Below are 12,857 nucleotides of genomic sequence, written 5' to 3'. Positions count from 1 at the left end.
CCGGGCCGTGATAGGCCTCTTGAGATCCACTTTGGCGCCCCCAACGAGTAACACGCGCCCCCATCTAGCAAGAGGAGAACCGATCGTGCGCACATCTGGGTGGAACCCCAGGCGCTGGCGGGGCAGGACGCTAGCCGCGTTCACTGCCGCCGCCGTCGTGGCGACGAGCGCGGTGACCGCCGCGCCCGCCGCCGCCGATCCCAAGCCCAACCCCGGAAAGGCCCATGACATCGACGGGCACGGCCCGCGTGACGTCGACAACCGCCGCGGTGGCAAAGCGCCGACCGCGAAGCAGAAGGCGGCCGCCGACCGTGTCGGTGGCGACAAGGTCCGCTGGAACGCGCTCGGCGAGCCCGAGGCCGTCGGCCCGGACGCGGCCCTGGCCACCGGCCTGACCGGCGACCCGGTCGCCGCGGCCCGCAAGTACCTGCTGGACAACCAGGATCTGTACGCGCTCGACGCCTCGGCCGTCGACGCGATGGACCCGATCTTCGTCCAGCCGCTCGGCACCGGCACCGTCGTGCAGCTGCAGCAGCGCTTCGGCAACCTGCCGGCCGGTCACGACGGTCTCGTGGCGATTCTGCTCAACGAGGGCAACGTCGTGCGGGTCACGTCGTCGCTCTCGCGCGACACCACCGCGCCGGAGCCGGCGACGCTGTCGGTGTCCGACGCCGTCGCCGCGGCCCTGGCCGACGCCGGGCTCACGGCCGGTCAGATCAGCGCGCCCGACGTGCTCGAGGTCGCCGTGCCCACCCCGCAGGACGGGCCGCGCGCCGCGTACCAGGTGACACTGGTTTCGACGGACGCCGACAACCCCATCGCCTACTCGACCTTCGTCGACGCGCGTACGGGCGAGATCCTCGTCCGTGAGGACATGGTCGACTTCGACTCCGACAACCCGAGCTGGGCCGTCTACCCGACGGCCGCGCCGCAGCAGGTCACCCCGGGCAACGACTCCCGTGTGACCTGGTGCTTCACTCCGTTGGTCAACTGCGCGAAGACCGTGAGCGACGCCTCCTCGGGCAAGGCCTGGGACGTCAACCAGCTCACCGGTCAGCCGACGTTCACCTCGTCGGGCAACTCGGCCAACAACGTGGTGCAGTGGGGCGGTGGCGTGGCGGCCTTCCCGGCGGCCACCAAGACGGACCGCAACTACAACTACGCGTTCACCGACCAGTGGCACGAGTCCAAGTGCAACCCGGACGTGTTCACCTCGGCGAGGCGTAACGACGCGGACGCGGCGGTGTCGAACCTGTTCGGCATGCACAACCGGATGCACGACTTCAGCTACCACCTGGGCTTCACCGAGGCCGCGTGGAACATGCAGGTCGTCAACAACAAGCCGGGCGGCCTGGGCAACGACCCCGAGCTGGGTCGCGCGCAGTCCGGTGCCCTGAGCGGCAGCCGGAACAACGCCAACCAGAGCACCGGCCGTGACGGCGCGGCGTCGACCACCAACATGTACCTGTGGCAGCCGGTGGCCGGCTCGGCGTACCCGCCGTGCGTTGACGGCGACTACGACATGACCGTCATCGGGCACGAGTACACCCACGCGATCACCAACCGCATGATCGCCGGCCCGAACAACGGCATCACCGGCACGCAGGGCGGCTCGATGGGCGAGGCGTGGAGCGACCTGGTCGCCGCCGAGTACCTGTACGAGAACGGCCTGCGCGCTCCGGGCGACACCGAGTACGTCACCGGCGCCTACGTCACGGGCAACCTGCACGAGGGCATCCGCGACTACGACGCCAGCAAGAGCCCGCTGAACTACTCGGACTTCGGCTTCGACCTGGTCGGCCCCGAGGTCCACGCCGACGGCGAGATCTGGGTCGCCACGAACCTGCGCGTGCGCAAGGAGTTCGTCAGCCGCTACGGCCTCGGCACCCCCGAGCTGCAGCAGAAGTGCGCCGACGGCCTCGCCGACGTGGCGTCCTGCCCCGGTAACCGGCGCTGGATCCAGCTGATGTTCGACTCGTTCCTGCTGCAGGCGGCCAGCGGGGCCACCATGACCAGCATGCGCGACAACATGCTGGCGGCCGACCTGGTCCGCTTCGGCGGGGCCAACCAGGACATCATCTGGAAGGGCTTCGCCGAGTCCGGCCTGGGCGAGGGGGCGACGGGCGCGCCGTCGGACCACGACCCGACGCCGAGCTTCCACTCGCCGTACGCCGACAACGCGACCGTGACCCTGCGGCCGATGGCCGGTTCCGCCGGCGCGAACATCACGCTGTACGTCGGTGACTACGAGGCGCGGGTGACCCCCGTGGCCGACACCGACCCGTCGACGCCGCTGCCGGACACGTTCCAGATCCTGCCGAACACCGAGTTCCACTTCGTGGTCAACGGCAAGGGCTGGGGCAGCCAGAAGTTCACCGCCACCTTCAAGCCCGGCAAGCAGGACCTGAAGCTGAAGCTGCCGCAGAACGTGGCATCGTCGGCTCTGGGCGCCGTGGCGACGGGTGACGGCGTCAACCTCCCCAAGATCAACGACGAGACCGAGGCCACCAACTGGGCGTCGGTGAACGGCGTGGCCGGCAAGCAGGTCACGATCGACCTGGCCGGCGACAAGCCGGTCAACGTCCAGTCGCTGAACATCAGTGCCCTGCTGCGCCCGGCCCTCAAGGGCGACGTCGACTCCCCCACGGCGAACCAGAACCGGTTCAGCGCCCTGCGCTCGTTCGCGGTCCTCACCTGCGACGCCACGAAGGCCGACTGCAGCCAGGACTCGAGTTACAAGGAGGCGTACCGCAGCAACGACGACGCCTTCCCGGGCGGCGCCTGGCGTCCGGTGGCGCCGCAGCTGAACCTGCGCACCTTCGACATCCACCCGACGCTGGCCACGCACGTGCGCGTGGTCGTGCTGTCCAGCCAGTGCACCGGTAACCCGTTCTACGCCGGGGAGCAGGACAACGACCCGCGGGCGAACACGGACTGCGCTACCAACAGCCCGTTCCGCAACGAGGTCCGCATCGCCGAGGTGCAGGTCTTCGGCTCCAGCGGCAACATCACGCCGGGGCAGTAGGCAAGAGGTAACACCGTCCAGGGCCCCGTCGGCATCGTCCGGCGGGGCCCGCCTGCATGACCCGGGCGGTCAGCCGGCCGGGCCGGAGTCCAGCAGGGCCTTCGCCGGCGCGTCCGTGGCGTGCAGCAGGTCGGTGAGCTCGGCGACGCGGGCCGTGACGTCGGCCAGGTGGGCGTTGTGGCCGAACGAGCGCGGCCGGGGGATGTCCACGGTGATGATGCGCCGCACCCGGCCCGGCCGCTCGCCGAGCACGGCGACCCGGTCGGCGAGCAGCACGGCCTCCTGGATCGAGTGGGTGACGAAGATCGTCGTCGGCCGCACCTCCATGTGCACCTGCTGCAGCTGCCCGGCCAGTTCTTCCCGGGTCAGCGCGTCCAGCGCGGAGAACGGCTCGTCCATGAGCAGCACCCGGGGCCGCTGCACCAGCGCCCGGCACAGCGCCACCCGCTGCTGCATGCCGCCGGACAGCTCGTGCGGCAGGCGCTTGTGGAAGCCGGCCAGGCCGACCGAGTCCAGCAGGGCGCGGGCCCGCTCCCGCTCGCCCGCGCTCTGCTTGCTTCGGCGGGCCTGGCCGTGGATCTCCAGCGGCAGCAGCACGTTGCCCAGCACCGAGCGCCACGGCAGCAGCGCCGGGCGCTGGAACATCAGGGCGACGTCCCGCCTCGGCCTGGCGACCGGGGCGCCGCCGACGTGGACCTGGCCCTCGGTCGGGCGCAGCAGCCCGGCCACGAGCCGCAGCAGGGTGGACTTGCCGCAGCCGGAGCGGCCGATGACCGCCAGGAACTCGCCCTCGGCGACGCTCAGGTCGATCGCCCGCAGCGCCTCGATGTCCCCGGCCCGGGTGCGAAACGTCCGGGACACCCCGATCAGCTCGATCACGAGACCTCCTCGCTTACCCGGAGATCGCCCGCGCCCAGGGCAGCAGCAGCCGCTCCAGGCCCACGACGAGGTAGAACAGCACGATGCTCAGGGCCGCCAGCAGCGTGATGGCGGCGAACGCGAGCGGGGTGTCCAGCGAGCTGCCGGACAGCACGATGACCGCACCGAGCCCGCCGTTGGGGCTGCTGATCTCGGCGACCACGGCGCCGATGACGGCCAGCGAGATGCCGAGCTTGAGCCCCACGAACACCTGGGGCAGCGCCCAGGGCAGGCGCACCTTGAGGTACGCCTGCCACCACGACGCGGTCAGCGACGCGGCCAGCTCGCCGAGGTCGGCCGGGGTGGAGCTCAGCCCGGCGACCGAGGCCACCACGATCGGGAAGAAGGCGATGAGCACGATCATCACGATCTTCGGGGCCGGGCCGTAGCCGAGCCAGACGATCAGCAGCGGCGCGAGCGCGACCTTCGGGATCGAGTTGAGCGCCACGATGAGCGGCAGCGTGGCCCGCTCGACCGCCCGCGACGCGGTGAGCAGCATGGCCAGCAGCAGCCCGGCCGCCACCGCGAGGACGAAGCCCAGCACCGTCTCCTGCAGCGTCGCCCACGCCTCCCGCAGCAGGTACGCGGGCTGCGCGCGGAACGCCGCGACGATGTCCGGGGGAGCGGGCAGGAAGAACGCCCGGATGCCGAAGAGCGCGGTCGCGCCCCACCACAGGCCGACGGCCACGGCGGCGCCGACCAGGGGCAGCACGGGGCCGGTCCAGCGGGGCGCGGCGCGCTCTTCGTCAGGCATGCGGGCGTCGGCCGATGGTCGAGTAGGTGAAGTGGCCGCGCACGACCAGCCGCGGGTCCCGCACGGCGGCGTACAGGCGCTCGATGTGCTCCTCGGTGAAGCCCGCGGCCATGAAGTCGTCGCGCAGCTGGGCCACGTTGGCCGCGATGAGCAGCGCGCCGGGGCTGCCGCCGGGCCACGACTCGGCCTCGACGACCGTCTGCGCCTCCAGCCCGAGGCCGACCATCCGCTCGTGCACGCTCGCGGCCCAGGTCGGGTCGTTGCCCCGGGCCGGGAGCACGGTGTTCACCAGCAGGTCGCGGTAGTGCTCGATGATCCCGGCGGTCCCGGCGTCGGGGGCGGACAGGCACAGGCGGCCGAACTCGGTCGCCCAGTCCTCGACCACGATCGCCCCGCCCGGCGCGAGGGAGGCCGCGAGCCGGGCCAGGATCTCCTCGCGCTGGGGGATGTGCAGCAGGACCAGCCGGGCGTGGATGAGGTCCCACGGGCCGTCCGGCACCGGCTCGGTCGCCAGGTCGTGGCGCAGCACCCGGAAGCCGGCGCCGACCGGCACGTGCCGCACGTTGAGGTCGGTGGCCAGCACGTCGCCGCCCTGCTCGGCCATCCACCGGGCGACGCTGCCGCCGCCGGCGCCGACCTCGAGGCAGCGCTTCCCGGCCAGGTCACCCACGGTGGCGAGGCGCCGGAAGGTGAGGCCGTCGAGGATGTCCGAGAGGTGGCTGTGCCGCCCGACGGACTCCGGGTCGTCGTTGTTGAAGGAGTACCGCGACACGGGATCGATGGCTGCCGTCATGGTCAGGCCTTCGGGGTGAGGTCGAAGTCGACGACCGCGTCCGGCGTGAGCCCGGCCGGGATCAGCCCACCGGCCTGCAGCGTGGCGATCGCGCGGGCGACCCGCTGCTGGTCCATGCTGCCGAGCGTGCCGCCGGAGCCGACGTACGGCGTCATGAGCGTGATCTCGCCGACCGCGGCGGTGATGTCCGCGGCGGGCTGCGCCTTCTTGAGGATCTGGGCGGCCTCGTCCGGGTGCTCGATGGTGTACTTCAGCGCCTTGAGCGAGGCGTCGCGGAACCGGCGGGCGAGGTCCGGGTTCTCCTTGGCGAGCTTCGAGGTGGTGATGATGCCGTTGCCGTAGAGGTCGCCGAGGTACTTGCTGTAGGGCAGCACGACGGTCTTCTTGCCGCCGGCCGCCTTCTCGATGCCCTTGGTGCCGATCAGGAACGTGCTCAGCGCCTGCACCTGGCCGCCGGCCAGCAGCGCGGGCAGCTGGGGCGGCTGCGCGTTGACCCACTGAACCTTGGCCGGGTCGATGTCGGCCAGCTTGGCGTAGGCCGGGAACAGCAGCTGGTTCACCGAGCCGGTGGCCGCGCCGACCTTCTTGCCCTCGAGATCCTTGGGCGAGGTGATGCCCGAGCCCTCGAGGGCCACGATGGAGACCAGCGACTGCTGATGGATCGCGGCGATGGCGCGGAAGTCCTTGTACTCGCCCTTGCCGGCGAGGATCCAGGCGCCGATCAGGTCCAGGTTGGCGAACTGAGCCTGACCGGCGGCGAGGCCCTTGAGGTTCTCGCCGGTGGCCGCGCCGAGCTGGATGGTGACGTCGAGGCCGGCCTCCTTGAAGTAGCCCTTCTCCTGCGCCACCCAGGCGAACGCGTCGCGGCCGACCGCGCCGAACGCCGTCAGGTACGTGACCTTGTCCGCCTTCGCGGAGCCCCCGCCGGCAGCCGCGGGCTCCGCCTTCGAATCCGAGCACCCCGCCGCCGCGCCGATCAGCGCCACGGCGAGCACGCCTGCGAGTAGCGCGCGATAACGCCTCATCGCCATTCTCCCGTTTCTCATGTCCGGACGTGTGTATTCGGCGGCCGATGTCCGCCGCGATTCGAACGTTCGTGCTATCCGGCCAGCCGCCATCGGCCGGCCCGCGCCTCGAGCATCGTGAGCGCCTGCGGCATGAAGCCCGAATGATTGTTGGGGGTAAATCGAATGGGGCCACTCAGGCCGTCGATCTGCGACGTTTCCAGCCGGGCCCGCAGCGTGTCGCCGTCGGTCGATCCGGAGTGCGCCACCGCGTTCGCGACGAGCTGCAGGGCGTCGGCGGCGAAGGAGGCGTGGCCGTGGTACGTCCCGTAGTGCGACGTGTAGTCCTGGAACCACTGCCGCCGGGCCGCCTTCGCGGGGGTGGTCGCGATGACGTCATCGATGGCGAGCGTCTGGGTGAAGACGAGCGCCGTGCCGTCGGTGTTTGCCGCCGGGCCGCCGAGGAAGAGGTCCCCGGCCGCGTCGGCGTCCAGGTACACCGCGCCGTGGTAGCCGTCGCCGCGCAGCGCCGCGACCGCGAGCCCGGCCTGCGGCGGGTAGCCCCAGACCACGACCGCGTCCGGGTTGCCGGCCAGTGCCGCGCGGGCCGCGCGGCCGAGGTCGGCGTCGGACGGCGCGTACTGCGCGTGCGCCACCACCTTGGCCCCGATCTTGCCGGCCTCCCTGGTCAGCGCGTCGGTGCCGCCCCGGCCGTAGGCGTCGTCGCTGGCCAGGAAGGCGAGCTTGCGCTGCCCGGCCCGGCCCAGCTCGCGGCCGAGCACGACGGCGTTGTCGTCCGCGTTGGGGGCCAGGCGGAAGATGTAGCGCCGCTCGGAGACCGGCGCGCTCACCGCCGCGACCGGCGACAGTGCGATCGTCGGCTTGCGGTGGGCGTCGATCGGCCCGGCCGCCCCGATCGTGCACTCGGCGCACGCGCCGGTGACGATCGCGACCACCGAGGAGTCCTCGGTGAACGCCGTGATCTGGCTCAGCGCGATGGCGGGGTCGCCGCGGTTGTCCTGGAACTTCACCGTGACCCGGCGCCGGCCCAGCAGCCCGCTGGCGTTGATCTGCGCCGCCCGCAGCTCCAGCGCCCGCTGGTAGGCCACCCCGAGGTCGGCCGCGCTCCCGGAAAGCTCCAGGCTCGCCGCCACGACCACGTCGGCGCCGTTACAGGCATTGGCGTCGGTGCATCCCGCCGATGCTGTCAGCGCGACCGCCAGCATCGTCGCAAGATTGCGCCACCGCGGCACGTCGATTCCCCCCGGTCGAAGTTTGCGCCCAACACCTTGCCAACTCCTACCAGGTCGGTCAAGAGGTTCGAATTACGCGTTCCGCCCCCTTGCTGAATCGCATGCCGGGCCGTCCGGTACAGTACCCACGCGAACGGGCCTCCTTTACTCAGTGTCATTCATAAATGCCCTGGCCATTAGCTTGATCGACAAATTTCGCTGGATGCGGTCGGACGCCCGGGGCTTTCGTCGGTAGTCTCGTTCGTGGTGAAATGCCCTGCCCCGCGCCCCGGGCCACCCGGGGGTGGAGCACCATGCCCGACCGTTGCATCCCGCGCGCCGCATGCGCCGGGACCGTCATCGGCGACCAACCGCGGAGATCCTGCATGCCCGCACCGTTTCGCATCGGCCTGCCCCGGCTGGCCAATGCCCGGATCCGGTCCAAGCTCGGGCTGATCCTGCTGATCCCGATCCTGGCGATCGTGACGCTGGCCGCGTTCCGCCTCGGCGACGCCGGCCGGCGGGCGGGCGACGCTGAGCGGGTCGGCGGCCTGACCCGGCTCTCCGCCGACGTGTCCGCCCTGGCCCAGCAGGTCCACCTGGAGCGGATGGCGGCCGCGGCGCTGCTGTCCTCGACGGCCGTCCCGCCCGAGGCCTACAACCGCCAGATCGTGCGCACGGACGCAGCGGTGACGGGCTACACCGGGCGCCGGCACTCCCTCGGCGACGTGCCCGGCGCCGTGCGCGACCGGCTCGACCGCATCGACGACCAGCTCGACTCGCTCGCCGTGATCCGCAAGGACGTCGCCGGGCGCCCCGGCGTGTCGGTCGGCGAGGTCCTGGTGCGCTACGGCGTCGTCGTCGACGACCTGGTCGCCTACCGCGAGGCCGTCGCCCAGGTGAGCACCGACCCGACCCTCGCCGACGAGCTGCGCGCGGCCGCCGCCTTCTCCAAGGCCAAGGCGCAGGTGTCGCAGCAGGAGGCGATCGCCTACGCGGCGCTGAAGACGGGGCCGCTCGACGCCCACCAGCTCTCGTCGCTGCTGGCCACGCTCACCGGGCAGCAGGAGGCGTTCGTCGCCTTCTCGCTGTCGGCCAGCGTCCGGCAGCGCCAGATCGTCGAGGCCACCATCGCCGGCGACGCCACCCAGATGGCCGACGACATGACCGGCGCGCTGCAGCGCTCGGTCGGCCAGCCGCCCCCGGTCACCGCCGACGACGCGGTCGCCGTGTTCGGCGCGGTCAACGACCTCATGCGCTGGACCGAGGAGCGGCTCGACGACGCCCTGGCCGGCGACGCCTCCGCCATCGGCGCGCAGGTGCGCCGCCGGGTGGTCGTGGAGTCGGCCGTCGTGCTGCTCGTGCTGGCCGTGGTGATCGGCCTGGCCCTGATGACCGCCCGCTCGATGATCCGCTCGCTGCGGCAGCTGCGCCAGACCGCGCTCACCGTGGCCCGGCAGGACCTGCCGGCGCTGGTGAGCCGGCTGCGCGACGCCAGCGCGCTGGGGGAGAGCTCGCCGCAGGAGATCGCCGGCCAGGTCCGGGCCCCGGCCGGCGCCGGGCACAAGGACGAGATCGGCGAGGTGGTGCGGGCCTTCGACACCGTGCACCGCGAGGCCGTCCGGGTCGCGGCCGAGCAGGCCGTGCTGCGCAACAGCGTCTCGGCCATGTTCCTCGGCCTGGCCCGGCGCAGCCAGACCCTGGTCGACCGGATGATCGGCCAGCTCGACCGGATCGAGCGCGGCGAGGAGGACCCGAAGCGGCTGGCCCAGCTGTTCGCGCTCGACCACCTCGCCACCCGCATGCGCCGCAACGACGAGAACGTCCTCGTGCTGGCCGGTGCCGACACGGCGCCGCCGCGCCGCCAGGACGCGCCGTTGCTCGACGTCATGCGCGCCGCCCAGTCCGAGATCGAGCTCTACGAGCGCGTCGAGTTCGCCCACGTCGACGACGAGGTCCACGTCGCCGCCCGGGCGGTCAACGACGTGGTGCGGCTGCTGGCCGAGCTCATGGACAACGCCACCCGGTTCTCGCCGCCGCACGCCCCGGTCATGATGGGCGGGCAGCGCCTCGGCGACCGCACGGTGGTGCGCATCGAGGACCGCGGGCTCGGCATCGCCCCCGACGCCCTGGCCGACTTCAACCGCCGGCTGGCCGAGCCGGCCCCGGTCGACATCGGCGCGTTCCGGCTGATGGGCATCGCGGTCGTCGGCCGCCTCGCCGCCCGCAACCACATCACGGTGCAGCTGCGCGCCAACGCCGGTGGCGGGACCATCGCCGAGATCGTGCTGCCGGCCGGGGTGCTCGTGCTGCCGCGCGAGGAGCGCCCGGCCGCGCTGCCGGCCCGGCGCAGCCCGGGCGCGACGCTGATGGAGGCGGCGCCTCCCGCCGAGCGGTGGGCCGGCCTCGTGGCTCCCGTCGCGGTGGACGACGACACGACGGAGCTTCCGATCTTCCGCGAGATCCAGGCGACCTGGTTCCACGAACGCGGCCACACCGCGCTGGGCGGGCCGCCGCCGCCCGCGCCCCGGCCGACGGCGCCGCCCATGCCGCCGGCCGGGGAGGTGCCCGACCGCTGGCGCACCCGGGCCGACGACGGCTGGCGCGCCGCCGCCGCGGCGCAGCACCCCCCGACCGACGGGAGCACCCGCTCCGGCCTGCCCATCCGCCAGCCGCAGGCCCAGCTCGTGCCCGGCGGCGTGCCCGCCCGGCCGGCGAAGCTCAACCGGCCCAGCGCCACGGAACTGCGGGGCCTGCTGTCGTCGTACCAGCGGGGTGTCCAGCGTGGACGTCAGGCCGGCGCGACCGTGGAGCACCACGCCCAGGCAACGGAGGAGAATCGCTGATGACGGGGTCCGGCGCATTGGAGAACCTGAGCTGGCTGCTCGACAGCTTCGCCCAGCCGCTCGAGGGGGTCGCGCACGTCATCGCGGTCTCGGCCGACGGGCTGTTGCTGGCCGCCACCGGCGACCTGCCGCCCGAGCGGGCCGAGCAGCTCGCCTCGATCACGGCCGGGCTGGTGAGCCTGACCTACGGCACGGCCCGGCACTTCGACGGCGGCAAGGTGCGCCAGACGATCGTGCACATGGAGGCCGGCTACCTGATCCTCATGGCGATCAGCGACGGCTCCTCGCTCGTCGTGCTCGCGGCCCGGCACTGCGACGTCGGGCACGTCGGCTACGAGATGGCGCTGCTGGTCGAGCGGGTCGGCCAGTCGCTGGTGTCGCCCCCGCGCGAGACGGTGGCCCGGTAGGCGACCGCGGCGAGCGGCTGAGGGGCGGCGGCGATGGTGCAGGGCGGCGAGGACGACCCGCGCGGCGCGCTCGTGCGCCCGTACGCGATGACCCGCGGCCGGACGGAGCCGACCCGCGAGATCGCCATCGAGGCCGTGCTGCTGACCATGCAGCAGGGCGTGGAGGCGAGCCGTTACGCCGGGCGCGACCGGCAGCTCATCGCGAGCTTCTGCAACGACCGCGCACAGTCGCTGGCCGAGATCGCGGCCCGGCTGAGCGTGCCGCTCGGGGTGGCCCGGGTGCTGGTGGCCGACATGATCACCGAAGGGATTCTGACTCTGTACGAGCCGCTCGAGGTGGGCGACACGGCGGAGCGGATCAACATACTGGAAAGGGTTCTCATTGGACTCCGCAACCTCTGAGCGCCGCATCACCGCGGTAAAGATCCTCATCGCGGGCGGCTTCGGCGCCGGCAAGACCACGCTCGTCGGCGCCATCTCGGAGATAGCCCCGCTGACCACCGAGGCGGTGATGACCGCGGCCGGCGTCGGGGTCGACGACGCCGGCGCGGTGCCGGAGAAGAACACGACCACGGTCGCGATGGACTTCGGCCGCATCACCATCGCCGACGACCTGATCCTGTACCTGTTCGGCACGCCCGGCCAGACCCGCTTCTGGTTCATGTGGGACGAGCTCATCCGCGGCGCGCTGGGCGCGGTCGTGGTCGTGGACACCCGCCGCATCCAGGACAGCTTCGCGGCGCTGGACTTCTTCGAGCACCGGGGGCTGCCGTACCTGGCCGCGGTCAACTGCTTCGACGGGGCGCCGCGGTACGACGTCGAGGAGGTCCGCCAGGCCCTCGCCCTCGCCGGGCACGTGCCGCTGGCCCTCTTCGACGCGCGCTCCCGCGACTCGGTGAAGCAGACCCTCGTCACCATCGCCGAACACGCGCTGTCGCTGCTGAGCACCCACTGACCCGTCGCGGCCGGCTCCCGTCGCCCGTGGCGGCGGCACCCGGTCGCGCACGGTCACGTGTCTTCAGGTCGCCGAGGCGCACTGCCGATCGGTGACGACCGCTACCGGCGCAGGTCGTGGCGGCGGTGGGTGGCCCGCTCCACCAAGGTCTGGGGGAGCAGGCGGCGCAGCGGGAAGACGAGCGCGGCGTTGCTGCCGACCGCGTAGTGCGCCTTCGGGCGGGAAGCCTCGACGGCCTTGACGATGGTGGCCGCGACCCGGTCGGCCGAGACGCCGGCCTTCTCGTTGCGGTCCAGCGCGGCCAGCATCCGCTCGAAGTCCGCGCGATGCGGCGAGGTTTCCGAGGTGTACTTCGTGCGGCGCGCGCTGATGCCGGTGCTGATCGACCCGGGCTCGACGGTGGTCAGCCAGACGCCGAACGGCGAGTACTCGTGCCGCGCCCCGTCGCTGAACCCCTTGAGCGCGGCCTTCGTCGCCACGTAGGAGGAGCGGTAGGCGAGCGGGAACGAGGCCAGCATCGAGCCGACCATCACGACCCGGCCGTGGCCCCGCGCGCGCATGCCGGGCAGGAGCAGCTGGCTGAGCCGCACCGGGCCGAGCACGTTGACCTGGAACAGCCGCCGCAGCGCGTCGCCGGGCAGCTCCTCGAACGGCCCGGACTGGCTCTCGCCCGCGTTGTTGACCAGCACGTCGACGCTGCCGGCGGCCGCGGCCAACGCCTCGATGGAGGCGTCGTCGCCGAGGTCCAGCGGCAGGTACTCGACCCCGTCGGCACGCTGGCCGGGCCCGAGCGCCTCCGGGTGCCGGCTGGTGCCCACGACCCGGTAGCCCCGTGCCGCCAGCGCGGCCGCGGTGGCCTTGCCGATCCCGGACGACGCCCCGGTGACCAGCGCGGTGCGATCCATCGCTGCACCATACCCACG

The 12,857-nt window shown here is 72.5% G+C and carries 11 protein-coding genes; 5 read left to right on the top strand and 6 right to left on the bottom strand.

All coding sequences use genetic code 11. The features are described from left to right. The first annotated feature begins 85 nt into the window (after positions 1–85). A complete protein-coding gene (locus AB0M46_RS31245) occupies positions 86–3,025 on the top strand; it encodes a M36 family metallopeptidase (protein WP_363341821.1) in 2,940 nt (979 codons plus the stop codon). A 69-nt stretch (positions 3,026–3,094) separates the two neighbouring features. Here the strand turns inward: AB0M46_RS31245 and AB0M46_RS31240 are convergent, their stop codons facing one another. From AB0M46_RS31240 to AB0M46_RS31220, 5 genes are all read right to left on the bottom strand, one after another. Further along, positions 3,095–3,904: an ABC transporter ATP-binding protein gene (locus tag AB0M46_RS31240; RefSeq protein WP_363341820.1), complete on the bottom strand. Its 810-nt coding sequence runs from the start codon at positions 3,902–3,904 to the stop codon at positions 3,095–3,097. A gap of 13 nt (positions 3,905–3,917) precedes the next feature. Continuing rightward, the gene (locus AB0M46_RS31235) at positions 3,918–4,697 is read right to left on the bottom strand and encodes an ABC transporter permease (protein WP_363341818.1); all 780 of its coding nucleotides are present in this window, start codon (positions 4,695–4,697) and stop codon (positions 3,918–3,920) included. Next, positions 4,690–5,490, bottom strand: coding sequence for a class I SAM-dependent methyltransferase (locus AB0M46_RS31230; RefSeq protein ID WP_363341816.1), 801 nt, complete (start codon positions 5,488–5,490; stop codon positions 4,690–4,692). Before AB0M46_RS31230 ends, AB0M46_RS31235 begins: the two co-directional genes overlap by 8 nt. A 2-nt stretch (positions 5,491–5,492) precedes the next feature. Then, positions 5,493–6,515, bottom strand: a complete 1,023-nt coding sequence (locus AB0M46_RS31225) for an ABC transporter substrate-binding protein (protein WP_363341814.1) — start codon at positions 6,513–6,515, stop codon at positions 5,493–5,495. Positions 6,516–6,589: 74 nt separating this feature from the next. After that, positions 6,590–7,720, bottom strand: a complete 1,131-nt coding sequence (locus tag AB0M46_RS31220; protein ID WP_363341812.1) for an ABC transporter substrate-binding protein — start codon at positions 7,718–7,720, stop codon at positions 6,590–6,592. 392 nt (positions 7,721–8,112) lie between these two features. Between AB0M46_RS31220 and AB0M46_RS31215 the strand changes: the two genes are divergently transcribed. The 4 genes from AB0M46_RS31215 to AB0M46_RS31200 are packed head-to-tail and all read left to right on the top strand — an operon-like array spanning position 8,113 to position 11,934. Then, positions 8,113–10,572 (top strand): nitrate- and nitrite sensing domain-containing protein, encoded by a 2,460-nt coding sequence (locus tag AB0M46_RS31215; protein ID WP_363341810.1) that lies wholly within the window; start codon positions 8,113–8,115, stop codon positions 10,570–10,572. After that, positions 10,572–10,979 carry a roadblock/LC7 domain-containing protein gene (locus AB0M46_RS31210; RefSeq protein ID WP_363341808.1) on the top strand — a complete coding sequence of 136 codons (408 nt, stop codon included), beginning with the start codon at positions 10,572–10,574 and terminating at the stop codon, positions 10,977–10,979. Before AB0M46_RS31215 ends, AB0M46_RS31210 begins: the two co-directional genes overlap by 1 nt. Positions 10,980–11,012: 33 nt before the next feature. Beyond that, complete coding sequence (locus tag AB0M46_RS31205) at positions 11,013–11,381, top strand: DUF742 domain-containing protein (RefSeq protein WP_363341806.1); 369 nt, start codon at positions 11,013–11,015, stop codon at positions 11,379–11,381. Then, complete coding sequence (locus tag AB0M46_RS31200) at positions 11,362–11,934, top strand: ATP/GTP-binding protein (RefSeq protein ID WP_363341804.1); 573 nt, start codon at positions 11,362–11,364, stop codon at positions 11,932–11,934. The genes AB0M46_RS31205 and AB0M46_RS31200 overlap by 20 nt, the downstream gene beginning before the upstream one ends. 101 nt (positions 11,935–12,035) lie before the next feature. On the opposite strand, the gene AB0M46_RS31195 is transcribed toward AB0M46_RS31200, so the two are convergent. Then, positions 12,036–12,839 (bottom strand): SDR family oxidoreductase, encoded by an 804-nt coding sequence (locus tag AB0M46_RS31195; protein ID WP_363341802.1) that lies wholly within the window; start codon positions 12,837–12,839, stop codon positions 12,036–12,038. Positions 12,840–12,857 lie beyond the last annotated feature (18 nt).

The organism is Dactylosporangium sp. NPDC051485 (assembly GCF_040682015.1).
Taxonomy (GTDB): Bacteria; Actinomycetota; Actinomycetes; order Mycobacteriales; family Micromonosporaceae; genus Dactylosporangium.
This window is presented reverse-complemented; position numbering and strand designations above follow the sequence as displayed.